Source organism: Brevundimonas sp., from assembly GCF_036732845.1.
GTDB lineage: Bacteria > Pseudomonadota > Alphaproteobacteria > Caulobacterales > Caulobacteraceae > Brevundimonas.
In genome coordinates this window covers 13990-36583 of record NZ_DAINBO010000019.1, presented here as the reverse complement: position 1 = coordinate 36583, position 22594 = coordinate 13990, and the positions used below count along the sequence as shown (strand labels likewise).

Annotated in this window: 23 protein-coding genes and 1 tRNA gene; 7 read left to right on the top strand and 17 right to left on the bottom strand. The window is 69.4% G+C overall.

Annotated elements, in window-relative coordinates:
- Positions 1-123 precede the first annotated feature (123 nt).
- Entirely contained in the window at positions 124-300 is a 177-nt protein-coding gene (locus tag V7D63_RS08575) for a YegP family protein (RefSeq protein WP_333591852.1), read from the top strand.
- Between the two features lie 6 nt (positions 301-306).
- Here V7D63_RS08575 and rimM read toward each other — a convergent pair whose 3' ends face one another.
- Both rimM and V7D63_RS08565 read right to left on the bottom strand, forming a co-directional pair.
- Positions 307-828 (bottom strand): ribosome maturation factor RimM, encoded by a 522-nt coding sequence (gene rimM / locus V7D63_RS08570; protein ID WP_333591851.1) that lies wholly within the window; start codon positions 826-828, stop codon positions 307-309.
- A gap of 90 nt (positions 829-918) precedes the next feature.
- The gene (locus V7D63_RS08565; protein WP_333591850.1) at positions 919-3063 is read right to left on the bottom strand and encodes a M13 family metallopeptidase; all 2145 of its coding nucleotides are present in this window, start codon (positions 3061-3063) and stop codon (positions 919-921) included.
- A 213-nt stretch (positions 3064-3276) separates the two neighbouring features.
- On the opposite strand from V7D63_RS08565, the gene V7D63_RS08560 reads away from it, so the two are divergent.
- Positions 3277-6123: a M16 family metallopeptidase gene (locus tag V7D63_RS08560; protein ID WP_333591849.1), complete on the top strand. Its 2847-nt coding sequence runs from the start codon at positions 3277-3279 to the stop codon at positions 6121-6123.
- Positions 6124-6211: 88 nt separating this feature from the next.
- On the opposite strand, the gene V7D63_RS08555 is transcribed toward V7D63_RS08560, so the two are convergent.
- From V7D63_RS08555 to V7D63_RS08540, 4 genes are all read right to left on the bottom strand, one after another.
- Positions 6212-7045 carry a S1 family peptidase gene (locus tag V7D63_RS08555; RefSeq protein WP_333591848.1) on the bottom strand — a complete coding sequence of 278 codons (834 nt, stop codon included), beginning with the start codon at positions 7043-7045 and terminating at the stop codon, positions 6212-6214.
- 4 nt (positions 7046-7049) lie between these two features.
- Positions 7050-7493: a DUF350 domain-containing protein gene (locus V7D63_RS08550; protein WP_333591847.1), complete on the bottom strand. Its 444-nt coding sequence runs from the start codon at positions 7491-7493 to the stop codon at positions 7050-7052.
- Between the two features lie 94 nt (positions 7494-7587).
- Positions 7588-8760: a 23S rRNA (adenine(2503)-C(2))-methyltransferase RlmN gene (gene rlmN, locus V7D63_RS08545; protein WP_333591846.1), complete on the bottom strand. Its 1173-nt coding sequence runs from the start codon at positions 8758-8760 to the stop codon at positions 7588-7590.
- A gap of 70 nt (positions 8761-8830) precedes the next feature.
- Positions 8831-9745, bottom strand: coding sequence for a DUF4440 domain-containing protein (locus V7D63_RS08540; RefSeq protein WP_333591845.1), 915 nt, complete (start codon positions 9743-9745; stop codon positions 8831-8833).
- A 218-nt stretch (positions 9746-9963) separates the two neighbouring features.
- On the opposite strand from V7D63_RS08540, the gene V7D63_RS08535 reads away from it, so the two are divergent.
- The 4 genes from V7D63_RS08535 (at position 9964) to rpsP (ending at position 13532) form a co-directional block, all read left to right on the top strand.
- Positions 9964-10377 carry a BLUF domain-containing protein gene (locus V7D63_RS08535; RefSeq protein ID WP_333591844.1) on the top strand — a complete coding sequence of 138 codons (414 nt, stop codon included), beginning with the start codon at positions 9964-9966 and terminating at the stop codon, positions 10375-10377.
- A gap of 38 nt (positions 10378-10415) precedes the next feature.
- Positions 10416-11150: a HesA/MoeB/ThiF family protein gene (locus V7D63_RS08530; protein WP_333591843.1), complete on the top strand. Its 735-nt coding sequence runs from the start codon at positions 10416-10418 to the stop codon at positions 11148-11150.
- 257 nt (positions 11151-11407) lie between these two features.
- Positions 11408-12928, top strand: coding sequence for a signal recognition particle protein (ffh, locus tag V7D63_RS08525; protein ID WP_333591842.1), 1521 nt, complete (start codon positions 11408-11410; stop codon positions 12926-12928).
- Between the two features lie 25 nt (positions 12929-12953).
- Positions 12954-13532: a 30S ribosomal protein S16 gene (gene rpsP, locus V7D63_RS08520; RefSeq protein ID WP_333591841.1), complete on the top strand. Its 579-nt coding sequence runs from the start codon at positions 12954-12956 to the stop codon at positions 13530-13532.
- A 304-nt stretch (positions 13533-13836) separates the two neighbouring features.
- Here the strand turns inward: rpsP and hisS are convergent, their stop codons facing one another.
- The 6 genes from hisS to V7D63_RS08490 all read right to left on the bottom strand — a co-directional run bounded on the left by hisS (position 13837) and on the right by V7D63_RS08490 (position 18627).
- On the bottom strand, positions 13837-15324 hold the full coding sequence (gene hisS / locus V7D63_RS08515; RefSeq protein ID WP_333591840.1) for a histidine--tRNA ligase: 1488 nt from the start codon (positions 15322-15324) through the stop codon (positions 13837-13839).
- A 59-nt stretch (positions 15325-15383) separates the two neighbouring features.
- Complete coding sequence (locus V7D63_RS08510; RefSeq protein ID WP_333591839.1) at positions 15384-15647, bottom strand: DUF418 domain-containing protein; 264 nt, start codon at positions 15645-15647, stop codon at positions 15384-15386.
- 8 nt (positions 15648-15655) lie between these two features.
- Positions 15656-16615, bottom strand: coding sequence for a DUF418 domain-containing protein (locus tag V7D63_RS08505; RefSeq protein WP_333591838.1), 960 nt, complete (start codon positions 16613-16615; stop codon positions 15656-15658).
- Positions 16616-16676: 61 nt separating this feature from the next.
- On the bottom strand, positions 16677-17285 hold the full coding sequence (locus V7D63_RS08500) for a phthalate transporter (protein WP_333591837.1): 609 nt from the start codon (positions 17283-17285) through the stop codon (positions 16677-16679).
- 9 nt (positions 17286-17294) lie between these two features.
- Positions 17295-18173, bottom strand: coding sequence for a 3-hydroxybutyryl-CoA dehydrogenase (locus V7D63_RS08495; protein ID WP_333591836.1), 879 nt, complete (start codon positions 18171-18173; stop codon positions 17295-17297).
- Between the two features lie 127 nt (positions 18174-18300).
- Entirely contained in the window at positions 18301-18627 is a 327-nt protein-coding gene (locus V7D63_RS08490; protein ID WP_333591835.1) for a YggT family protein, read from the bottom strand.
- Between the two features lie 148 nt (positions 18628-18775).
- Here V7D63_RS08490 and V7D63_RS08485 point away from each other — a divergent pair.
- Positions 18776-18851, top strand: a tRNA-Ala gene (locus V7D63_RS08485).
- 41 nt (positions 18852-18892) lie between these two features.
- Here V7D63_RS08485 and V7D63_RS08480 read toward each other — a convergent pair.
- From V7D63_RS08480 to V7D63_RS08460, 5 genes are all read right to left on the bottom strand, one after another.
- The gene (locus V7D63_RS08480; RefSeq protein ID WP_333591834.1) at positions 18893-19174 is read right to left on the bottom strand and encodes an HPr family phosphocarrier protein; all 282 of its coding nucleotides are present in this window, start codon (positions 19172-19174) and stop codon (positions 18893-18895) included.
- On the bottom strand, positions 19171-19575 hold the full coding sequence (locus V7D63_RS08475) for a PTS sugar transporter subunit IIA (protein WP_333591833.1): 405 nt from the start codon (positions 19573-19575) through the stop codon (positions 19171-19173). Before V7D63_RS08475 ends, V7D63_RS08480 begins: the two co-directional genes overlap by 4 nt.
- Positions 19576-19641: 66 nt before the next feature.
- Entirely contained in the window at positions 19642-20088 is a 447-nt protein-coding gene (locus V7D63_RS08470; protein WP_333591832.1) for an HPr kinase/phosphorylase, read from the bottom strand.
- Complete coding sequence (locus tag V7D63_RS08465; protein WP_333591831.1) at positions 20085-21734, bottom strand: ATP-binding protein; 1650 nt, start codon at positions 21732-21734, stop codon at positions 20085-20087. Before V7D63_RS08465 ends, V7D63_RS08470 begins: the two co-directional genes overlap by 4 nt.
- Positions 21703-22407 (bottom strand): response regulator transcription factor, encoded by a 705-nt coding sequence (locus V7D63_RS08460; RefSeq protein ID WP_333591830.1) that lies wholly within the window; start codon positions 22405-22407, stop codon positions 21703-21705. The genes V7D63_RS08465 and V7D63_RS08460 overlap by 32 nt, the downstream gene beginning before the upstream one ends.
- Positions 22408-22594: the final 187 nt, after the last annotated feature.

Below are 22594 nucleotides of genomic sequence, written 5' to 3'. Positions count from 1 at the left end.
CGCGCCACGCCCTCACGCCAGGGCCTTCACGCGCCTGTGTCCCGGAACCGGCATTTCCACGGTTGACGGCGCGCCTCGCCCTGTCGAGCCTGCGGGTCCCCCAATCCACCCAAGGAGGCGCCGGTGGCGCACAAGTTCGAAATCTACAAGGACAAGGCGGGCGAGTTCCGCGTCCGCTTCAAATACAACAGCGAGACCATCTTCGCGACCGAGGGCTATTCCTCGAAAGCCTCGGCTCAGAACGCCATCGACTCGATCAAGAAGAACGGTCCCGGCGCGCCGACCGAAGACAATAGCTGACGCCGTTCAGCCCGGCTCCGGCTCGCCGATCTCGGCGGGCCGGATCACCCGGATCCAGCCCTCGGCCGTCCGCACCTCCGGCGCCGCCTCGCGCGTGAACGGCAGGTACCAGGTCTGGCCGCCCGACGCGGGGGCGATCTCCAGCATGTCGGACGCCCCGAAATTCTGCACCGACTTCACGCGGCCGATCACGGCGTCGGCGCCGTCGCGCGCCTCCAGCCCGATCAGGTCAGCCAGGTAGAATTCGTCTTCTTCCGGCTGGGGGAAGCGGTCGCGCGGGACATAGAGCTTCAGCCCCCGCATCGCGTCGGCCTGTTCCTTGGCCGTGATCTCCTTGGCCCGGCCGACCACGCCGTTCTTGTCGGGCCGCGCCGCCGTCAGGGTCAGGCCGACCGAGCCGTCGGCGCGCAACAGGGGACCATAGGCCGTCAGGGCCAGGGGGTCGGCGGTATAGGCCGTCACCCGCACCTCGCCCTTCACGCCGAAGCCGCCCGCCACCTGGCCCACCAGGATCAACCTGTCCGTCACCGCATCCTCCGCGCGTCCGCTCGCGCCCCATAGCAGAAGAGCGGCCCCCTGAGGGAGCCGCTCTCCGATCGTCCGACGATCAGCCGACCGTCACCAGATGCGCACGCGCTGCTCCGGCGGCAGATAATAGGCCGTGCCCGGCTGGACGCCGAAGGCGTCGTACCAGGCGTCGACGTTGCGCAGCGGGCCGATGACGCGGAAGCGCGCCGGGCTGTGCGTGTCGGTGGCCACCTGCTGCTTCAGGGCCTCGTCGCGGTATTTGGAGTTCCACACCTGCGCCCAGCCGTAGAAGAAGCGCTGGTCGCCGGTCGTGCCGTCGATCACCGGCGCGGCCTGGCCGTTCAGCGACAGGTGATAGGCGTCCAGGCCCACCGCCACGCCGCCGGCGTCGCCGATGTTCTCGCCCATCGTGAGACCGCCCTGGACGTGATAGCCCGGCAGGGTCTCGAACTGGTCGTACTGGGCGCCGAGACGGGTGGTCAGAGCCACGAAATTGGCGCGGTCTTCCGGCGTCCACCAGTCGCGCAGCACGCCGTCGCCGTCGGACTTGGATCCCTGGTCGTCGAAGCCGTGGCCGATCTCATGGCCGATCACCCCGCCGATGCCGCCGTAATTCACGGCCGGATCGGCGTTCGGGTCGAAGAAGGGCGGTTGCAGGATGGCGGCCGGGAAGACGATCTCGTTATTGGCCGAGTTGTAATAGGCGTTCACCGTCTGAGGCGTCATGCCCCACTCGTCCTTATCGACCGGCCCGTTCATGCGGTTCAGTTGGTACTGCCAGCCGAAGCGGCCGATGCGCTCGACATTGCCGAACAGGTCGTCGGCCCGGATATCCAGACCCGAATAGTCGCGCCATTTGTTCGGATAGCCGATCTTGACGGTGAATTTCGCCAGCTTCTCCTGGGCGGCGGCCTGGGTCTGGTCGCCCATCCAGGTCAGGTTGTCGATGCGGTGCGCCAGCGCCCGGCGCAGGTTGGCGACCAGCTCCTCCATCTTGGCCTTGGACTCGGCCGGGAAGTAACGCTCGGCGTACATGCGGCCCGTGGCGTCGCTCAGGGCGCCCTCGGCGAAGCTGACGGCGCGCTTTTCGCGGCTGCGCTGCTCGGGCTGGCCCGACAGGTCGCGGCTGCGGAACTCCCACTGGGCGTCCGAGAAGCGGCGCGACAGGCTTCCGGCGGCGTCATCGACGGTGTGGAAGGCCTGCCAGGCCTGGATCACCGACATCGGCGTCTCGGCGTAGATGGCGGCGATCTTGGGCATGGCCGTGTCCTGACGGACGATCAGGCGGTCGATGGCGCCGAGACCGGCGGCGTTCAGATAACCGGCGAAATCAAAGCCCGGCGCGGCCTCGGCCAGGCGGACCGGGGTGGTTTCATTATAGGTCCGGTTGCGGTCGCGGTTCTCGATCGGGGTCCAGTGGGCCTGGGCGATCTTCTCCTCGAAGGCCATGATGGCCGCCGCGTTTCCGGCCGGATCGTCCCAGCCGATCATGCTGAGCATGCGCTCGACATAGGCCTGGTATTTCTCTTTCTTGTCGGCGTAACGCGCGTCCAGATAATAGTCGCGGTTCGGCAGGCCCAGACCGCCCTGGCCCATCGAGGTGACGTATTCATTGGGCCGTTTGGAATCGATCGTGATGCCGGTGCCGAAGATCGACGATCCGGCGCGGCCCTGGGTCGACCCCATATAGACGGCCATCTTCTCGTGGGTGTCGGCGGCGCGGATGGCGGCGAGATAGGGTTGCAGCGGCTGGGCGTCCAAGGCCTCGATCCGCGCCTGGTCCATATAGCTGCGATAGGCGGCGGCCACCTTGGCCTCGTCCGAACCGGCGGCCAGATCATTGCGGGCGACCAGTTCGTCGACCATGGCCTTGACGCGGTTGTCCGACAGTTCGCGCAGCATGGCGAAGGCGCCGTAGCTGGTGCGATCCGAGGGGATCTGAATCTGGTCGAAGGCCAGGCCGCCGGCGTAGCGGAAGAAGTCGTCGCCCGGATTCACCGAGGTGTCGCGTCCCGCCAGGTTGAAGCCCCAGGTTCCGTAGGACGGGGTCGCCGTGCCCTGCCAGCCGGGCGTCGCCGGATCGGCGTCCTGGGCGAAGCCCGCGAAATCGCTCACCAGGCTGACGACCGAGCAGGTCTCATCCAGACAGGCGTGGTCATGGGAATCCTGGGCCGAGGCGGCGGCGGGAATCATCAGGGCGCCGAGGGCGGCGCCGGCTACGAGCAGGCGTTTCATGCGGGACAGGTCCGTTCACAGATTGCAGGCGGCGGCACCATTACCGCCGGTTCTCGCGCCGTCACCCCAAAAGTGTCCGACACGCTTACACGTTGGAAAAATCGCAATCCGTTCCACGCCCACGTTTTATTAAATCTCGTTAAGGTGCGTTCCGCACGGCGCCGCTGATAGGGTCCCGCCGCCCGGGGGAACGGGCGCTGGAGCATCCGCATCATGAAGACCCGCCTGATCCTGTCCGTCGCCGCCTCGGCCCTGATGCTGGGCCTGGCCGCCGCGCCCGCCCTGGCCCAGACCGCCGCGCCCGCCGCCTCGACCCAAGGGGTCCAGGTGCCGCCGCTGGGCTTTGTCGAACGCACCCTGCCGAACGGACTGAAGGTCTATACGGCGCGCGACGCCAACACCTCCAACGTCACGGTCCAGGTCTGGTACAAGGTCGGCGCCAAGGACGACCCGGAAGGCCGCTCGGGCTTCGCCCACCTGTTTGAACACCTGATGTTCAAGGCGACCCGCAACCTGCCGCCCGAGACCTTCGACCGGCTGACCGAGGATGTCGGCGGCTCGAACAACGCCTCGACCTATCTGGACCTGACCAACTATTTCGAGACCGTCCCGGCCGAGCACCTGGAGCGGATGCTGTTCGCCGAGGCCGACCGCATGGGTTCGCTGGTCGTCAACGAGGCCGTCATGGCCTCCGAGCGCGACGTGGTGAAGGAGGAATACCGTCTGCGCGTCCTGTCGACGCCCTATGGCCGGTTCCAGCGCATCCACGCCCCGGCCTTCACCTTCCAGACCAGCCCCTATCGCCGCCCCGGCATCGGCTCGATCGAAGATCTGAACGCGGCGAACATCGGCGACGTTCAAGCCTTCCACGAGACCTTCTACCGGCCCGACAACGCCTATCTGATCGTGGCGGGCAATTTCGACCAAGCCCAGTTGGACGCCTGGATCGACCAGTATTTCGGCGCCATCGAGCGGCCGAACCGTCCCCTGCCCATCAACCACGTCGAAGAGACCTACGGCCCGGCGCGCGAGGCGACCTTCTACGGCCCGAACGTGCCCCTGCCGATGGTGCAGATCTCCTATCCGACCGCGCCCTACGCCCATCCCGACCGGGCGGCGCTGGACGTGCTGGACGGCATTCTGTCGACCGGCGACAGCTCGCGCCTGTACCGTTCGCTGGTCTACACCCAGCAGGTCGCCAACTCGGCCGGCTCCAGCAACTACCAGCAGCAGCAGGTCGGCAACCTGTCGGTCACGGCGGTGATGAACCCCGGCAAGACCCCGGACGAGGGTCTGGCCGCCCTGCGCGCCGAGGTGGCGCGCATCCGCGACCAGGCCGTCACCCCGGCCGAACTGGCCGAGGCCAAGAACGAGCTGATCGCCGACGCCCTGCGCTCGCGCGAGACCATCGACGGGCGCGCCTTCGCGTTTGGATACAGCCTGATCATGACCGGCGATCCGACCTCGGTGGACCGCGACATCGCCAATCTGCAAGCCGTGACCGTGGCCGACGTCCAGCGCGTGGCGCGCCTGTATCTGCGCGACGATCGCGCCGTGACCATGCGCTATCTCCAGGCCGACGCCGAACACCCCGAGACGCCGCAGCGCAGCGACTACACCGCCCCCGTCACCCTGGCCGACCTGGCCCCCGCCGGAGCGCCGGTCACCCTGGCCCCCGAGGGCGAGCGCATTCCCCTGCCCCAGCCCGGCCGGCCCGTGGCCGTCGCCACGCCCGCCGTGGCCGAGCTGCGTCTGGACAACGGCCTGCGCGTGCTGGTCGCCCCGACCCAGGGCGTGCCGCTGGTCGCCGCGCGGCTCAGCCTGCGCGCCGGCGCCTCGGACGATCCGACGGGCAAGGGCGGCGCCGCCGCCTTCACCGCCAACCTGCTGGACAAGGGCACCGAGACCCGCTCGGCCGTTCAGATCGCCAGCGAGGGCGAAAGCCTGGGCGCCGACTTCGGCGCGGGCGCGGGCGTCGACTTCACCAATGTCCAGGTGAACGCTCCGTCGAACGTCTTCCCCCAGGCCCTGACCCTGTTGGCCGACATGGTGCGCAACCCGGCCTTCGCGCCCGAGGAGCTGACCCGTCAGCAGCAGCAGGCGTTGAACGGCCTGCGGGTCCAACTGTCCCAGCCCGGTCCCGTCGCCGGCATGGCCGCCGCCCGCGCCGTCTATGGCGACGCCCCCTACGGCCGGCCCGCCAACGGCACCCCGACCAGCATCCCCGGCCTGACGCGTGAGGATCTGGCCGCCTTCCATGCCGGTCGCTATCGGCCCGAGAACGCGGTCCTGACCTTCTCCGGCGACATCACGCCCCAGGCCGCCCGCGCCCTGGCGCAACAGGCCTTCGGCGACTGGCGCGGCGAAGGCGCCGCCCCGGCCGCTTCGGCCGACGCCGCCGGTCCCGCCCTGGCGCCGCGCGTCATCGTCATCGACCAGCCGGGCGCCGGCCAGGCCGCCGTCATCACCGCCCTGCGCGGCATCGCCCGCTCGGACCAGGACTATTTCCCCCTGTCGGTCGGCAATGCGGTTCTGGGCGGCGGCTTCTCGGCCCGCCTCAGCCAGGAGATCCGCATCAAGCGCGGTCTCAGCTACGGCGCCTATTCCGGTCTGTCGGCGCGCGAGGACCAGGGCATGCTGACCGCCTCGGCCCAGACCCGCAACGACGCCGTGCCCCAGGTCATCGACCTGATGCTGCAACAGGTCCGGCGCCTGTCGGACGAGCCGGTCACCGACGCCGACATGGCCCCGCGCAAGGCCACGCTGATCGGCGACTTCGGCCGCACGCTGGAGACGGTCGACGGCCTGGGGTCGTTGGTCGCCAACCTGGCGCTGTACGACCTGCCGCTGTCCAGCCTGGCCAGCTACGCCGCCGATGTGAACGCGGTGACGCCCGAGGCCATCCAGGCGGCCGTGCGCGAGCACATCCCGGCCGACCGCGCCAGCGTGGTGGTCGTCGGCGACGCCCAGGTCTTCCTGGAGCAGCTTCGCGCCGCCTATCCGAACGTCGAGGTCGTGCCCCTGTCGGCCCTGAACCTGGACAGCGCCACGCTGCGCTGATCCGGCCGACGCCTCGAAGGATCGCCGCCTGCTCCGGTTCGCCGGGGCGGGCGGTTTCGTTTCAGGCCGCCCCGTTGGGCGATCCCGCTCAAACCGACAGGCAGACCACCTGGGCGACCCTCAGGTCCCGGCGCATGGAATCGGCGACCAGGCCGTAGTTGTCGACCGTGATCGGTTCGCCCAACAGGACCTCGTCGGCCTGCTGCTGGCCGCGGATCGCCGGGCCGAAGGTGTCGGGCGCGGTGGTGTAGACCCGGCCCCGGCGCGGACTTTCGGCCAGGGTCACGCCGACGACCCGGCCCTGGCGGTCCAGCACCGGCGCCCCCGACAGACCCGACAGCGTGCCGTTCAGCCCCGCCGTGCGGCCCACCTCGGCCCAGGCCAGCACCGGCTCGTCGCGCGCGCCGCGCCCGGTGACCTTCAGCGTCTCGCGGCCCAGCAGGCGCGAGGCCACCTCGCCCGGCCGTCCTTGGGGGAAGCCCGGATGGAAGGCCCGCTGTCCGCGCCGCAACGGCGCCGTCGCCTCGACCGGCAGGGCGGGCGGCCCGCCCTGGGTGATCAGAACCGCCACATCGGCGCGCGGCGCCAGGCGCACGTCGGCCGCCACGGCCCGCCCGCCGCCGACCACCAGGGCCGGACGGCGACATCCCTCGACCACATGGCGAGCGGTCACCCAGCGTCCGTCGCGCGCGATCGAAAAGGCCGTGCCCGAGGCGGGCTGGAACGGCGTGTCCGGCGCATGGACGGTGACCGAGGGGTCGAACGGCGTCACCGGACCCAGAAGGGCGCCCTCCAGCTCGTCCGGCGGGGCGGGCGCGGGCGGGGCGTCGGCGTTCTCGCGTCGGACCAGGGAAAAGACCAGCAGGCCGCCCACCACGACGGCGTAGACGGCCCAGTCCGGCAGGCCCAGGACCCGGCGCATCGGCTCAGCCCGTCAGGGCGGCGGACAGGATCAGCGCCGTCGCCAGCTTGGCCCCCACCAGCAGCACGGCCGCCGAGATCTCTCCGTCCTGAATGCGCTGGGGCAGGCCGGTCAGGATCAGATCGACGATGCGGAAGGCCAGCAGTTGCAGCACCAGGGTCGCCACGCCCCACAGGGCCACGTCGCGCACCGAGGTCGAGACCGACAGGCTGACCGCCAGCGGGATCGCCAGGCCCAACAACACCCCGGCGAAGGCCACGGCCGCGGCCGGATTGCCGTCTCGGATCAGGGCGATCTCGCGCCACGGCGTCAGCAGGGCGTAGATCAGCGCCCCCAGGATCAACAGACCCAGGGTCACCCCCAGATGCAGCACCATGACGGGAAACCCGCTGGCGAAGGCCTGCACCTCGGGACTGCTCAGCAGATCATTGAGCGACGACGCATCCATGCGAACCGCTTGCCCGAATCCCGCCCCAATCCGCAAGCGCGTGACGGCCACACTGTGTGACCGATTGTAAGCGGGCCGCCGAGGCCCCGGGGCTTCAGGCCGCTTCGTCCGTTCCAGCCGCCGCCTGTTCGGCCTTGCGCAGGGCGCTGGCGCGCAGCTTTTCGCTCTCGGACTTCAACTGGCCGCAGGCGGCCAGGATGTCGCGGCCGCGCGGGGTGCGGATGGGGCTGGCGTAGCCGGCCTTGTTCAGGATGGCGGCGAAACGTTCGATCGTCTTCCAGTCCGAACATTCATAGTCCGTGCCCGGCCAGGGGTTGAACGGGATCAGATTGATCTTGGCCGGTATGCCCTTGATCAGGTTCAGCAGGGCGCGCGCCTCTTCGGGGCTGTCGTTGACGCCCTTCAGCATGACGTATTCAAACGTCACCCGCCGCGCGTTGGAGATGCCGGGATAGGCCCGGATCGCATCCATCAACTGGGCCAGCGGATATTTCTTGTTCAGCGGCACCAGCACGTCGCGCAAGGGGTCGTTGGTGGCGTGCAGGCTGATGGCCAGCATGGCCGCCGTGCGGGTTCCCAGGGCGTCCAGTTGCGGCACGACGCCCGAGGTCGAGACCGTGATCCGGCGCCGCGACAGGGCGATGCCCTCATTGTCCGAGATGATGTCGATAGCGTCGGCGACGTGGTCCAGATTGTACAGCGGCTCGCCCATGCCCATGAAGACGATGTTCGACAGGCGACGGTCTTCCTTGGGCGACGGCCATTCGCCCAGGTCGTCGCGCGCCACCTGGACCTGGGCCACGATCTCGGCGGCGGTCAGGTTGCGCACCAGCTTCTGAGTGCCGGTGTGGCAGAAGGTGCAATTCAGGGTGCAGCCGACCTGGGACGAGACGCACAGGGCGCCGGCCCGGCCGACATCGGGGATGTAAACGGTCTCGATCTCTATGCCCGGCGCGGTGCGGATCAGCCATTTGCGCGTGCCGTCCTTCGACACCTGGCGCTCGACGATCTCGGGGCGGGCCAGGGTGAAATGCTCGGCCAGCTTGGCCTGCATGTCCTTGGCGACATTGCTCATCGCCGCGAAGTCGGTGACGCCGTAATGGTGGATCCAGCCCCACACCTGCGACGCCCGCATCTTGGCCTTCTCGGGCGGGCAGATCCCGGCCTCGACCAGGGCCTGGCGCAGGCCCTCGCGCGTCAGACCGGTCAGGTTGACGGGCGCCTTGGCGGCGGGCTGGGCGCGAGACAGGTCGAGCGTGACGCTCAAGGCGGCGATCCGTATGCGGTGGTCGGGAGGCGCGGCTTATACCACAGATCACGCTGGTTTTAAGGCGGGGTCAGTTCGCCGGAGCGGCCGGTCGCGGCGGCGGGGCCGCGATCAACTGGGCGAAGGCCAGCCGCCAGCCCTCGGGCCGCTTCTGCCACAGCCGCACATAGTGGCCGGTGCGCGCCGCGTCGCCCGCCCCCCGCCAGGCCGCCTCGCCCCAGGTCCAGGCCATGTCGCCCGCGTCCGAGGCCCCGCCGCCCATCGTCGGCCCGAAGGTGAAAACCGACGGCCAGCCCATCAGCGCCTCCGCATAGGCGGCCTTGCCGATCGCCGGCGGGCGCGGCGCGACATACAGCCGTCCGTCATCGGCCAGAACCGCCAGATGCGCCGCGCGGGAATCGACCGCGGCGGCCGCGGCCAGGGCGGTCTCGGCGGCCCGCACCTCGGTCATCGCCGCCTCGGGGCTGTCGGAACCGACCGTCGCCGCCGCCAGGATCGCCGGCTCGGCCTCGGCAGGCGGGACGTCGGCGGAATTCGCGCCCGAGCCGCCGTCATAGACCCATCGCCACGCCCCGTCGGCCTGACGTTTCCAGACCGTGAAATAGTGGCCGCGCCGCTCGCCCCCGCGCTCGACGCCGCCGGTGGTGAAGCCCATGTCGCCCGACTTGGCGATCCCGGCCCAGTTCGGCCACCACGCCAGGCTCGGCGCCGCCGGGTCGAGATCCGTCGTCCCCGGATAGGCCGCATGCGCGTTCAGAACCTGGCCGCCGGCGATCAATATGGCGTCCGGCGTCGACCAGGCGTGGAAGGCCTTGTCCACGCCCAGGGTCAGGCCGTCGGCGGCGAAGGCGCGTTCGGCCGCCACCACGGGCGCGGCCTCCTGGGCCAGGGCGGGCAGCGCGGCCAGCGTCGCAGCGAGGGTCGCGGCGAGGGTCGCGGCGAGACAGGCGGCGCGGGTCATGCGGCGGATCAGGGGGCGGATCATGGCTCGACTCCTTCGCCCGCATTCCAGCGTCTTTGGCGAACGATGTCGCCTGAAATCCGCGCAGGCGCCGGATGACGCGGCGGCCGCGACACAGGGACGCCTCAATTCGCCTGCCCGGCGCTTAGTTCATTGTTGCGCAAACACTTCACTGGGCAAAATTTTGACCATGTAACCCGTTACATTTGGTGCAACCTAATCACAATCGCCGAGTATTTGGAATGATTGAGCTTTACCGTACGGTCTTTGTCAGCAAGACCGTGGGCGTCGTCGGCCAGACCACCCTGTCGATCGCCCAGATCCTGGGCGCGGCCGAACGCAACAACCGTCGGGACCACGTCACCGGCGTCATGCTGTTCCACGACGGCCGCGTGCTCCAGGCCGTCGAGGGGCGCCGAGCGGACCTCGACCGGCTTCTGACGCGCGTGCGCGACGACCCCCGCCACACCGAGATGTGCATCCTGGCCACCATCCCGATCCAGACCCGCCGGTTCGAGACGCCGATGGCCATGTGCGGCCTGTCGTCCGCCTCGGTCGAGCGCACCCTGAACGGCCGCACCCTGTGCGAACTCTCCGCCCCCGAGGCCGAGAACATGCTGGCGAGCTGCATCGTCGCCCCGGCGGCGGCGGCCTGAACCTCGACCCGGTCACGCGGGCGGGCTAATCAGGCCGCGTGACCTTCTCGGATGACGACGTCGAACGCTATGCGCGCCATCTGGTGCTGGCCGAGATCGGCGGGCCGGGTCAACAGAAGCTGGCCCGCGCTCGCATCCTGATCGTCGGCCTGGGCGGCGTCGGCGGCCCGGCGGCCCAGTATCTGGCCGCCGCCGGGGTCGGGACCCTGGGTCTGATCGACGACGACGCGGTCGCCCTGTCCAACCTCCAGCGTCAAGTGTTGTTCGCCACGTCCGACATCGGCCGCCTGAAGGTCGAGACCGGGGCCGAACGCCTGGGCGCCCTGAACCCCGGCGTCGCCGTCCAGACCTTTCCCGAACGGCTGACGCCTGAGAACGCCGCCCGGCGCATCCCCGGCTGGGACGTGGTGGTCGACGGCACGGACGACTTCCCAACCCGTTTCGCCGTCAACGCCGCCTGCGTGGCGGCGGGCGTTCCCCTGGTCTCGGGCGCCCTTGGCCGCTGGGACGGCCAGGTCGGGATCTTCACCGGCCGCCCCTGTTACCGCTGCCTGGTCCCGGACGTTCCGCCGGACGCGGCGACCTGCGCCCGCGTCGGCGTCGTCGGCGCCCTGGCCGGCCTGGTCGGCGCCGCCTGCGCTCTGGAGGCGGTCAAGCTGATCACCGGCGCGGGCCGGCCGCTGATCGGGCGGCTGACGCTGCACGACGGCCTGACCGGCCGGAGCCGCACGGTCGAGATCGCCGCCGACCCGGCCTGCCCCGTCTGCGGCTGACGCCCGCCCCCGCGCGCGCGGCTCGACCCCGGCCCGCCCGCCTTGTCTTCGCCGCGCTTTTCCGTCATAAGCCGCCGCTTCCGGCGCAAGTGAACCTCGCGCCTCCACCATCACGACCCCTCACCGGGCGCACAAGCAGCAAGGCTCCGCGAGCCGAGCGTTAGCGCAACAAGGATGCGGACGAGGATGGCGAGGACCCCAGTCGACGTCATACGTCCACTGGGGCTGAGGTCGTTTTGCGCGCTCAAGAGGTGCGTATGTTCGAGGCTCTGAACGAGCGGCTGACAGGGGTTTTCGACCGGATCACCGGTCGCGGCGCCCTGTCCGAAAAGGACGTGGCCGAGGCGATGCGCGAGGTGCGCGTGGCCCTGCTGGAGGCCGACGTCGCCCTGCCGGTCGTCAAGGACTTCATCGCCTTCGCCACCGAGCGCGCCACGGGCGAAGAGGTCATCCGTTCGGTCAAGCCGGCCGACCAGGTGGTCAAGATCGTCTATGACGGCCTGATCGAAATGCTGGGCGGCGAAGAGCCCGTTCCCCTCAACACCAACGCCGCGCCGCCTGCCGTGGTGCTGATGGCTGGCCTGCAAGGCTCAGGCAAGACCACCACCTCGGCCAAGCTGGCGCTGCGGCTCACGAAGTTCGACCGCAAGAAGGTCATGATGGCCTCGCTGGACACGCGGCGTCCGGCGGCCATGGAGCAGCTCGCCAAACTGGGCGAGCAGATCGAGGTCGCGACCCTGCCGATCGTGGCGGGCGAGAGCGCGGTCCAGATCACCCGGCGCGCCCTGCAGTCGGCCAAGCTCCAGGGCTTCGACGTCCTGATCCTGGACACCGCCGGCCGCATCACCCTGGACGAAGGGCTGATGAACGAGGTGGCCGAGGTCGCCGAGATCGCGAAGCCGGTCGAGACCCTGCTGGTCGCCGACAGCCTGACCGGCCAGGACGCGGTGCGCACCGCGGCCGCCTTCCACGAACGTCTGCCCCTGACCGGCCTGGTCCTGACCCGCGCCGACGGCGACGGGCGCGGCGGGGCCATGCTGTCGATGCGGGCCGTCACCGGCCTGCCGATCAAATATCTGGGCGCGGGCGAGAAGGTCGACGCGCTGGACGTGTTCGACGCCCGCCGCGTGGCCGGCCGCATCCTGGGCCAGGGCGACATCGTGGCCCTGGTCGAAAAGGCCGCCGCCGACCTGGACCAGTCCAAGGCCGAGGCCATGGCCCGCAAGCTGGCCAAGGGCCAGTTCGACCTGAACGACCTGTCCGCCCAGCTTCAGCAGATGAAGCGGATGGGCGGCCTGCAAGGCATCATGGGCCTGCTGCCCGGCGTGGCCAAGATGAAGGCCCAGATGGCCGACAGCGGCGTCGACGACCGCATGATCGCCCGCCAGGAAGCCATCATCAGCTCCATGACCAAGGCCGAGCGCAAGAAGCCCGACCTGCTGAACGCCAGCCGCAAGAAGCGCGTCGCCGCCGGCGCCGGCGTCGAGGTTCAGGACATCAACCGCCTGCTCAAACAGCACCGTCAGATGGCCGACATGGTCAAGATGATGTCACGCGGCGGACCCAAGAAGATGCAGCAGATGGCCGCCATGTTCGGCGGCATGGCCGGGGGTCCCGGCGGCGCCGACATGGCGCGGCTGAAGGCCATGGGCGGCGGCAAGCTGCCCGAACCGTCCGAAGACGAAATGAAAGCCATTCAGGACCGGCTCGCCGGCCTGGGCGGCGGACACCTTCCGGGAGGCCTTCCCGGCCTGCCGGGCTTCCCTCCCAAGAAATGATTTCGACTAAAGAAAGAGACTGAAAATGCTGAAGATTCGTCTGGCCCGCGGCGGCGCCAAGAAGCGCCCCTACTACTATATCGTCGTCGCCGACTCGCACTCGCCGCGTGACGGCAAATTCCTGGAGCGCGTCGGCAGCTACAACCCGATGCTGCCCAAGGACGGCCCGACCCCGCGCGTCACCCTGAAGGTCGAGCGCATCGCCGAATGGCTGGGCAAGGGCGCCCAGCCGACCGATCGCGTCGCCCGCTTCCTGAGCCAGGACGAGACCCTCGGCGCCAAGGTCAAGTGGACCCAGGGCAACAACCCGAACAAGGCCCAGCCGGGCAAGAAGGCCCAGGAACGCGCCGCCGAGCGCGCCCAGCGCGAAGCCGACCGCGCCGAGGCCGAAGCCGCCGCCAAGATCGAGGCCGCCGAAGCCGCCGCCCGCGCCAAGGAAGAAGCCGAAGCCGCCGCCGCCGCTCCGGCTCCGGCTGCTGAAGAAGCCCCGGCCGAAGAGGCCCCGGCCGCCGAGGCCCCGGCCGCCGAGGCCGCCGCTGAAGAGGCTCCGGCTGAAGAAGCTCCGGCCGAAGCCGCCGCCGAGGAAGAGAAGACCGAGGCCTGATCCTCGTCTTTTCGCCGAATTGACAAGGGCCGGGGCGGCGACGCTCCGGCCCTTTGTTTTCGCGCCTCGCGCCAGGCTCCAGGCGCGAAAAAGCCCGCCGCGGGGGATACATCGCGGCGGGCTTTCTCGCTCTCTGACGGAGCGGACGTTTCCTCCCCGAAACGCCTTCGAGAATCGCGTCGCGTCAGCGCCGCGTCCCTCGAGTGAGGCCAAATGGCCCGACGAGGGGTCTCAAGTCAATCAAACGGAAGGCGAAAACCCGCCCCAGGCGCGACTGAACGGCGTTAAGTAACGCGCTTGTGCGTTACAGACTCGAAGAGGCTTCGACAATGCCGCGCACCGTGGCGACCAGGGCGTCGCGCGCCACCATGACCTGGCCCGGCCGTTCGGCCTTCCAGGCCTCGTTGTCGACGATCCCGGCGGCCAGGGCGCGCCCGGCGTCCAGGTCCTTGATCGTCACCTGGCCGGCCGCGATCTCGTCGCCGCCCAGGATGACGGCGGCCGGGGCGGCGCGACGGTCGGCGTATTTCATCTGCGCCTTCATGCCCGCCTTGCCCAGATAGACTTCGGCCGGAATGCCCGCTCGGCGCAGCTCGCCCGCCGCCGCCAGATAGTGGGCCATGTCGTCGGGACTGAAGGCGATGACCACCACCGGCCCGCGCGGACCGACGGTCTGGGCGCCCTCGATCATCTTGGCCGCGTTCAGGGCGTAGGCCAGGCGGCTGACCCCGAACGAAAAGCCCGTCGCGGGCACGGTCTCGCCGGTGAAGCGGGCGATCAGGTCGTCATAGCGCCCGCCGCCGCCGATCGAACCCAGGCTGACCGAACCCGGCGCCAGGAGTTCGGCCTCATAGACGGGACCGGTGTAGTATTCGAGACCGCGCACCACCGCCGAATCGAACCGCGCCTGGTCCTGCGGCACGCCCAGGGCCTTCAGCGCCGTGTCGATCCGCGCCAGCTCCTCAAGACCGGCCGCACCCGCCTCGGACCCGCCGACCACGGCCGACAGCCGGTCCAGGGTCTCCGATCGCGTCCCGCCGCCCGCCGACAGAAAGGCCATGATGGCGCCGATGGCGGGTCCGGCCAGTTCGGCGCCCGGCGTGAAGGCGCCGGATTCATCCAGCCGCCCCTTGCCCAGCAAGTCGCGCACCCCGCCGTCGCCCAGCCGGTCCAGCTTGTCGATGGCGCGCATGACCACCAGCTTCTGCGCCGCGTCGGTCACGCCCGACTGGGCCAAGAGACCGTCCAGAAGCTTGCGGTTGTTGATCTTGACCACCGCCGAACCGGCCGGCAGGCCCGCCGCCTCCAACCCTTCGACCGCCATGGCCACGATCTCGGCGTCGGCCTCGGGCCGGTCGGAACCCACCGTATCGGCGTCGCATTGCCAGAATTCGCGGAAGCGGCCGGGACCGGGCTTCTCGTTCCTCCACACCGGACCATAGGCGTAGCGGCGATAGGGTTTGGGCAGGGTCTCCCAATTCTGGGCCGCGAACCGGGCCAGGGGCGCGGTGTGGTCGTAGCGCAGGGCCATCCACTGATCGTCGTCGTCCTGCATGGCGAACACGCCCTCGTTCGGGCGGTCGGCGTCCGGCAGGAATTTGCCCAGGGCGTCGGCGTATTCAAACGCCGGCGTCTCCAGCGGCTCGAAGCCCCACCGCTCATAGACGGCGGCCACCTTTTCGACGATGCGGCGCTCGGCCGCCACGTCGCGGCCGCGACGGTCGGCGAAGCCGCGCGGGCCGCGGGCTTCGGGTCTGGAGGATGTAGCGGGAGAAGAGGCGCTGTCGGTCATGTCGGGCGATTAGGCCATCGCCCGCCCCATCGCAACGTCAGCCCGTCACGCCGCCGCTCTCAGCGTCCCTTCAGCAAGGGCACGATCCGGCCGTATGTCAGGCAGCGCCACACCCATTCCAGCGGTCCCATGCGGAACAGCGACAGCCACAACGGCGACCAGATCAGTTGCGTCGCCCACACCCCCGCGACCAGCAGCGGCAGGGTCTCCCACCCAAGCTGGCCGATCAGCCTGGGTCCCCAGGGCTGGGTGAAGATCGTCGTCATGATGATCGACTGGCTCAGATAGTTGGTGAAGGCCATGCGGCCGACCGGCTCGAACACCGCCGCGATCAGCTTCGGCCGCGCGTGGCCAGAAGGATCATCACGCTCATATAGGCCAGGGTGATGACGAAGGCGAAGGCGCCCAGGGCTTCGGGCACGCCTTGCACCGCGCCTTCGGTCTCGGTCCCCCAGGCGTCTCGCCAGCCGTACCAGCCGGTCGCCGCCAGCACCCCGCCGCCCAGCGCGGCCGTCAGCAGATAGACCCAGGTCGGCGCCCGCCCGGCCATGAAGCCCGTCTTGAACAGACCCATGCCCAGCAGCATCAGGGCCAGGGTCGAGGGGATGAAGAAGAGGCTGGCGACCTGTAGCTGCGTCCAGGCGGCGAAATTCTCTTGCAGCATGCCGGTCCAGCCGCTGCGGTAGGTCGTGATCGAGGCGGCGATGGTTTCCGGCGTGCCGCCCATGGCCGCCTTCTGCGCCGCCATCGAGGCCTGCATTTCCGGCGGCGCGAAATTCATCGCCAGCGCGCCCAGCGCGCCCAGCAACGCCAACAGGATCGTCACGCCCAGGCCGATCCCGATCAGCTTGCGTCCCGACATCGACCGGCACAGCAGGGCCAGAAGACCGGTCACGGCGTACAGCAGCAGCACGTCGCCCCACCAGATCAGCAGGCCGTGGATCAGGGCGATGACGATCAGCCACAACAGGCGCCGCTGGATCAGCGGCCCGCGCACCGGGTCCTTGCGCTCGCCCCCGACCATGAAGACCGAGGCCCCGAACAGCATGGTGAACAGGGTGATGAATTTGGAATGGAAGAAGGTGTCCGACACCCACAACCAATAGGTCCCGGCCGTTCCCAGGGCCTTGGGCGCCAGGTCCGCGTCCATATAGACGCCGAACGGAAAGGCGAAGGCGACGATATTGACCGCCAGAATGCCCAGCACGGCCAGGCCGCGCATGGCGTCCAGGCTGCGCGTCCGATCCTTGGGAGCCACGGGTTGCGGTCTAGGCTCCAGGACGTCGGTCATCGCATTCCCCCTTGTCGCGAAGCCGCCAGCGTCACCGTTATCGGGCGCGGACGCAAGCGGTTCAGTACCGGCGGCGCGGTCCCGACGGCGCGGGATCGGCCGGTTCGCGGTCCCGATCCATCAGCCCCAGCCGGTCCTTGACCGTCGGCGGGCGCGGCATGAAGGCGATGAAGGCCACGCACAGCCCCGCCCACAGGGCGTAGCTGACCCCCAGGATGACCGCGATCGGCAGGCCGCCCAGACCATAGATCAGCAGCTTGGTCTCGGTCGCCCCGACGGCCTGGGCCACGTCCCCGGCCTCGAACCAGCCCAGAATCACCAGGATCAGGGTCATGGCCGTCTGCAAGGCGGCGGCCAACAGACCCCCGAACAGCATGAAACGCCAGACGATGCCCATGCGGGTGTCGGGTCGGCCGGTGCGCTCGCGCTCGCCGCGCAAGGCCCAGATGCCGATCGGCGTCGCGATCAGCCCGACCAGCAGCATGACCAGCCGCCAGTCGGTGTCCAGCCCCGGCATCCAGTTGCGCGGCGGCCAGAAGACCAGGGTCAACAGCGGCGGCCAGGCGGCCCCCGCCAGAACGGCCAGAGGCGTCGCCGCGCCCGACGGACGCCAGGTCACCGGCCGTCGGCCGGGCAGATCCTCGGGCGTGTCGAAACGGCGGTTGAGCACGGCGTCAGCCTATCGCGTCGGAACCGGCGTGTCGCCGGAATAGTCGTAGAAGCCGCGCCCGCTCTTGCGGCCCAGCCAGCCAGCCTCGACATATTTCACCAGCAGCGGACAGGGCCGGTATTTGCTGTCGGCCAGGCCTTCGTGCAGCACGTTCATGATGGCCAGCACCACGTCCAGACCCATGAAATCCGCCAGCTCAAGCGGACCCATCGGATGGTTGGCCCCCAGTTTCAGCGCCTTGTCGATCGAGGCCACGTCCCCCACCCCCTCGTACAGGGTGTAGATGGCCTCGTTGATCATCGGCACCAGGATGCGGTTGACGATGAAGGCCGGGAAGTCCTCGGCGTTGGTGGTGGTCTTGCCCAGGGATTCGGCGAAGGCCACGGCCGTCTCATAGGTCGCCGCCGAGGTGGCGATGCCGCGGATGATCTCCACCAGCTTCATCACCGGGGCCGGCTTCATGAAATGCAGGCCGATGAACCGTTCGGGCCGGTCGGTGGCCGAGGCCAGGCGCGTGATCGAGATCGACGAGGTGTTGGACGCCAGCAGGGTGTCGGGGGCCAGGTGCGGAACCAGATCGGCCAGAATCGCCTTCTTGACCGCCTCGTCCTCGACCGCCGCCTCGATCACCAGGTCGGACTGGCCGACCTCGGCCAGGGATTGGACCATTGCGATCCGGCCCAGGGCCGCCTCGGCCGCCGTCGCGTCGATCAGTCCGCGCGACGCCTGCCGCGCCAGGGATTCGCCGATCACCGCCGCCGCTCCCGCCAGCCGTTCGGCCGAGACGTCGTACAGCCGCACCGCATAGCCGCCCATGGCCGCCGCCTGGGCGATGCCGACGCCCATCTGGCCGGCGCCGACGACGGCGACTGTCTTGATCGAGTTCATGCGGAGGGTCGGTCTGTTGCAGCCGGGGAGGCCAGTCGGGACGCGCACCTTAGAAAGCTGCGGCGCGGAGGCAAGAGCGGGCCGCGTTCTGGCCCGCGATTGCCGCCGGGCGTGTCCCCGCCGCCGCTCAGCCCGCAACCAGGCTCAGGGCCGCCGCGTGCGCGGCCGGCAGCAGATAGTTCTGAATCCCCTGGATCAGGATCAGGGCGACGATCGGCGTCACGTCGATGCCGCCCAGCGGCGGAATGAACCGGCGCAACGGCGCCAGCACCGGTCCCGTGATCCGATCCAGCGCATAGGCCAGTTGCGACACGAACCGGTTGCGGTGGTTGATGACGTCGAAGGCGAACAGCCAGCTCAGTATGGCCGAGATGATCACGGCCCACACCAGCAGGCTTAAGATGGCGTTGGCCACGAAGAATATGAAGCCGATCACGGCGGCGGCGAATTCCATTCAAGTCTCCCGGTCTCTCGTCCCCTGACTAGCGCGGACGACGATTCAGGTACACCGCCTCGCGCTGGGACGGATCGTCCCCCGTTGACACCCACGAACCGCCTTCGTATGTCGCGCCCTCGCCTAACCCGATCACTCTCGGGATTGGGGGGCCGTAGCTCAGTTGGTAGAGCGCGTCGTTCGCAATGACGAGGTCAGGGGTTCGACTCCCCTCGGCTCCACCATCCTGCTTCGCGCGATGCGCTTCGCAGGATGAACAGGCGACCTACTGATCCTCGTCGAATTTGCGGTTCACCAGGTCGGCCAGGGCGGCGACGGCCTCGGCCGCGTCGGGACCCTCGCCCTCGATGGTGACGTCGCAGCCGGCGCCGGCGCCCAGCATCAACAGGCCCATGATCGAGCGGGCGTCGACCGTGGTTCCGTCGCGGGTCACGCGCACCTCGGCCTCATAGGCCGAGGCCAGTTTGACGAATTTGGCCGAGGCGCGGGCGTGCAGGCCGCGCTGGTTGCAGATGCCGACGACGGCTTTCGCGGCCTCTTCGCTCATTTCTCCCCCGTCAGAACCCAACTGGCGACCGAGATGTATTTGCGCCCGGCGTCCTGGGCGTGGGCGACGCAGGCCTCCAGCGTCTCGCGCCCGCGCACGCTGGCCAGTTTGATCAGCATGGGCAGATTCAGCCCGGCGATGACCTCGGCGTGGGTCTGCTCCATCACCGAGATGGCCAGGTTGGACGGCGTGCCGCCGAACATGTCGGTCAACAGGATGACGCCGTCGCCGTCGTCCACCGCCGCGGCGGCGTCGACGATGTCGCGGCGGCGCCGCTCCATGTCGTCTTCCGGCCCGATGCAGATGGCGGCCACGCCGCGCTGCGGCCCGACCACATGCTCCATCGCCGAGAGGAATTCGGAGGCCAGGCCGCCGTGGGTGACGATCACCAGGCCGATCATTCAGGAACCGCCAAGACTAAGCCCCAAGCCGCCCGCCGACATCCGTCGGTTCAGGCCCAAGCGGGCCTAGATAGGCCAAACCGCGCCGCGATCAAAGCCCGCCAGCGCGCCTGCGACGACGGCGACCGCCGAAGCGGGCCTGGGGTCCAGGTCGATGACCGCCACATCCACCCCGTCCACCGCCTCGAAACGCGGTTCCGGCAGGCGTTCGACCGCCGCCGACGTCAGATGCGCGATCAGGCGGATTCGCGCCACGATCCGGGCCGGGGCGGGCAATATCCCCAGTCCGCGCGCCTCGATTCGTCCAGCGATGGTCTGGGGCGCGGCGGCGTAGAGACCCCCGCCTGAGGCCCAGACGTGGGCGTAGTCGTCGGCCACCAGGCGAAAGCCCGCCTGGATCAGCCGCAGCGCCAGGTCGCTCTTGCCCGCGCCCGACGGTCCCATCAGCATCACCCCGCGCCATCCGTCCGCATACGGACGGGCCACGACGGTGGCGTGCAGCGGCGCGCTCACCCGCGCCGACCGGCGACGGGCAGGGCCACGGTGAACCGCGCGCCCTGGACCGCGCCGTCCGGTCCCAGACGGTTCTCGGCCCAGACCCGCCCGCCGTGGGCCTCGACGATCTGGCGCACGATCGACAGGCCCAGGCCCGAATTCGATCCGAACGCCGTGCCCTTGGGCCGCGAGGTGTAGAAGCGCTGGAACACCGTATCCAGATTGTCGGGCGGCATGCCCGGCCCGTCGTCCTCGACCCGCACATGGATGGGACAGGCGTCGGTCTCGTCGCGCGACAGGGTCACTCGCACCGTTCCGCCCGCCGGGCTGAAGGATTTGGCGTTGTCGACCAGGTTGCGGAACACCTGGCCCAGCGGCCCGTCCTGGCCGATCACCCGGGCCTCGCCGGCCGCCGGCCGCAGCTCCAGCGACACCTTGGCCTCGCCCGGCTTGGCCGTGGCCTCATAGATGTGCGCCACCTCGGTCAACAGTTCGCCCATGTCGATCGGACGCGGCCGTTCGCGCGACAGTTCGGCGTCCAGCCGCGACGCATTGGAGATGTCGGTGATCAGCCGATCCAGCCGCCGCACGTCCTGTTGCAGCAGGGCGGTCAGCTTCTCCCTCTGGGCGTCGGTCTTGACCAGGGCCAGGGTCTCCAGCGCCGAACGGATCGAGGTCAGGGGGTTCTTGATCTCGTGCGACACGTCGGCGGCGAAGCCTTCGATGGCGTCCATCCGCGTCGACAGGGTGTCGGTCATGGTCTCCAGCGCGCGGGCCAGGTCGCCGATCTCGTCCTTGCGGTCCTCCAGGTCGGGCAGGGAGATGGCCCGCGCCCGCTGCAGCCGCACCTCGTCGGCCGCCCGCGACAGCCGCATCACCGGCCGCGCCACGAACAGATGCAGCAGCAGCGACGACAACAGCGACACCGCCAGGGCCACCAGAGCGAAGGGGAACAGCGCCCACCGCTGGGCGTCCAGAATCTCGTCGACGCCGCCCGCCTCCAGCGTCAGCACCCCCAGCACCTGCTGCACGTGGCGCACGGGGATGGAGACCGACACCACCTGGTCCCCGTCTTCGGACAGGCGCAGGCCCCCTTGCGGTTCTCCGTCCAGCGCCCGCTGCACCTCGGCGGCCAGTTCGGCCTCGGCGCGGGTCTGGCGCTCGGCGTCGCGCGCCTTCTGGCGTTCGCTCGGTCGCGGCGCGGGCCTCCCGGCCGGCAGGGCGGGCGTCAGGGGCGATCCGGGGATCACCTCCGACACTTGAAAACTGTCGGCGATCGGCAGGCCGTCCTGATCGTACAGGCGCGCCCTCTGGCCGGTCGGAATGAAGTTGTCGCGCAGCAGCAGGCCCGCGTCCGTCGGGTTCAGGGTCGGCGTCGGCTCGCCCCGCGTGGCCCCCGCCTCGCCCAGCAGATTGGCCAAAAGCTCGGCCTGCACGGCCAGGGATTCCTGGCGCGCCTGAACCAGCCCCTTGCTCCATTCGTTCAGGGCCAGGGCGCCGCCGAACAGGATCAGCAGGCTCAACAGGTTCAGCGCCAGGATGAAGCCGCCCAGCCGCGAACCGCCCAGGCGGTTCACCCGCCGCCGGATGCGCTCGCCCAGGCCCGCCCCATCACCCCGAAAGGGTGCGGGATCAGCTCTCGCGGTATCGGTATCCGACGCCATACAGGGTCTCGATGGCGTCGAATTCGGGATCGACGACGCGGAATTTCTTGCGCATCCGCTTCACGTGGCTGTCGATGGTGCGATCGTCGACATAGACCTGATCGTCATAGGCGGCGTCCATCAGATTGTCGCGGCTCTTCACGAAGCCCGGCCGCTGGGCCAGGGCCTGGAGCAGCAGGAATTCGGTGACCGTCAGCTTCACCGCCCGGCCCTCCCAGGTGCATTCGTGGCGCGCCGGGTCCATGGTCAGTTTGCCGCGCTTGATGGCCTTGCCCGAGGTCTCGGCCGAAGGCTCCGGCTCGCCGCCGTCGGCGCCCGAGCGGCGCAGCAGGGCCTTGACCCGCTCGATCAGCAGCCGCTGGCTGAACGGTTTGTGGATATAGTCGTCGGCCCCCAGGTTGAAGCCCAGGATCTCGTCGATCTCCTCGTCCTTGGACGTCAGCATGATGACCGGGATCTGGCTGGTCTGGCGCAGGCGGCGCAGCACCTCCATGCCGTCCATGCGGGGCATCTTGACGTCCAGCACGACCAGATCGGGCGGCGACGCCTCCAGCGCCTCCAGCCCGGTCGCGCCGTCATGATAGGCGGTGACCTTGTGGCCATGGCTTTCCAGCGCCAGCGAAACCGACGCCACGATGTTCTCGTCGTCATCGACCAGGGTGATGTTGGCCAAGGGTGTCTCCTCTGATCGCGGCCCGCAACGCGAGGTCCGACTCACGCTGAACGCGCCGCAAGCGTAACCGTTCTACCGGATCACGGTTAGATTTGGGCAGTCGGAAATGGGGGCGGGGCGAAGAGAGTGCAAATTCGAGGCCTCTTTGCGATGCCGGGCAACGCGGTGCTTACCTCAATGGCAGCCT

Excerpts from the sequence above, each read along its gene's own strand:
- V7D63_RS08560 (WP_333591849.1), top strand. The coding sequence starts at position 3,277 with ATGAAGACCCGCCTGATCCTGTCCGTCGCCGCCTCGGCCCTGATGCTG.
- V7D63_RS08540 (WP_333591845.1), bottom strand. The coding sequence starts at position 9,745 with ATGATCCGCCCCCTGATCCGCCGCATGACCCGCGCCGCCTGTCTCGCC.
- V7D63_RS08550 (WP_333591847.1), bottom strand. The coding sequence starts at position 7,493 with ATGGATGCGTCGTCGCTCAATGATCTGCTGAGCAGTCCCGAGGTGCAG.
- V7D63_RS08565 (WP_333591850.1), bottom strand. The coding sequence starts at position 3,063 with ATGAAACGCCTGCTCGTAGCCGGCGCCGCCCTCGGCGCCCTGATGATT.
- V7D63_RS08490 (WP_333591835.1), bottom strand. The coding sequence starts at position 18,627 with ATGGAATTCGCCGCCGCCGTGATCGGCTTCATATTCTTCGTGGCCAAC.
- V7D63_RS08465 (WP_333591831.1), bottom strand. The coding sequence starts at position 21,734 with ATGGCGTCGGATACCGATACCGCGAGAGCTGATCCCGCACCCTTTCGG.
- V7D63_RS08505 (WP_333591838.1), bottom strand. The coding sequence starts at position 16,615 with ATGACCGACGTCCTGGAGCCTAGACCGCAACCCGTGGCTCCCAAGGAT.
- rpsP (WP_333591841.1), top strand. The coding sequence starts at position 12,954 with ATGCTGAAGATTCGTCTGGCCCGCGGCGGCGCCAAGAAGCGCCCCTAC.
- hisS (WP_333591840.1), bottom strand. The coding sequence starts at position 15,324 with ATGACCGACAGCGCCTCTTCTCCCGCTACATCCTCCAGACCCGAAGCC.
- V7D63_RS08555 (WP_333591848.1), bottom strand. The coding sequence starts at position 7,045 with ATGCGCCGGGTCCTGGGCCTGCCGGACTGGGCCGTCTACGCCGTCGTG.
- V7D63_RS08535 (WP_333591844.1), top strand. The coding sequence starts at position 9,964 with ATGATTGAGCTTTACCGTACGGTCTTTGTCAGCAAGACCGTGGGCGTC.
- ffh (WP_333591842.1), top strand. The coding sequence starts at position 11,408 with ATGTTCGAGGCTCTGAACGAGCGGCTGACAGGGGTTTTCGACCGGATC.
- V7D63_RS08475 (WP_333591833.1), bottom strand. The coding sequence starts at position 19,575 with ATGATCGGCCTGGTGATCGTCACCCACGGCGGCCTGGCCTCCGAATTC.
- V7D63_RS08495 (WP_333591836.1), bottom strand. The coding sequence starts at position 18,173 with ATGAACTCGATCAAGACAGTCGCCGTCGTCGGCGCCGGCCAGATGGGC.
- V7D63_RS08480 (WP_333591834.1), bottom strand. The coding sequence starts at position 19,174 with ATGAGCGAAGAGGCCGCGAAAGCCGTCGTCGGCATCTGCAACCAGCGC.